Source organism: Vibrio sp. 1580, assembly GCF_033340055.1.
The window spans coordinates 1-537 of the sequence record NZ_JAWOVT010000647.1; the positions used below are offsets into that span (position 1 = coordinate 1).

Here is a 537-nt window from a genome sequence, read left to right on the forward strand (position 1 = left end):
ACAGTATGGTGGGAAGCTGAGCTATTCAAAGGTAAACCTGAATGGGAACAATTACACGCAATTCAAGCGCCAAAACTTAGCGCTGAAGAGCAAGCGTTCTTAGACGGCCCAGTAAACGAAGTGTGTGCTATGGTCAGCGACTTCCAAGTAACGCATGAACTCGCGGATTTACCACCTGAAGTTTGGCAGTATCTGAAAGACAACAAATTCTTCGCCATGATCATCAAGAAAAAGTACGGTGGTCTAGAGTTCTCTGCATACGCTCAATCTTTGGTACTGCAAAAACTGACGGGTGTTTCTGGCGTACTTTCTTCTACCGTTGGTGTGCCTAACTCATTAGGCCCAGGCGAGCTCTTGCAACACTACGGTACAGAAGATCAGAAAAACTATTACTTACCTCGCCTAGCCGAAGGTAAAGAAATCCCATGTTTCGCGCTAACTAGCCCAGAGGCTGGCTCAGACGCAGGCTCAATCCCAGATTACGGCGTCGTTTGTAAAGGAGAATGGGAAGGCAAAGAAGTATTGGGGATGCGTCTA

1 protein-coding gene is annotated in these 537 nt (G+C 47.1%); it reads left to right on the top strand.

All coding sequences use genetic code 11. From position 1 onward, the window contains the following. A partial coding sequence (locus R7093_RS27625) for an acyl-CoA dehydrogenase family protein (protein ID WP_318147329.1) occupies positions 1 to 537 on the top strand: 537 nt, incomplete at both ends.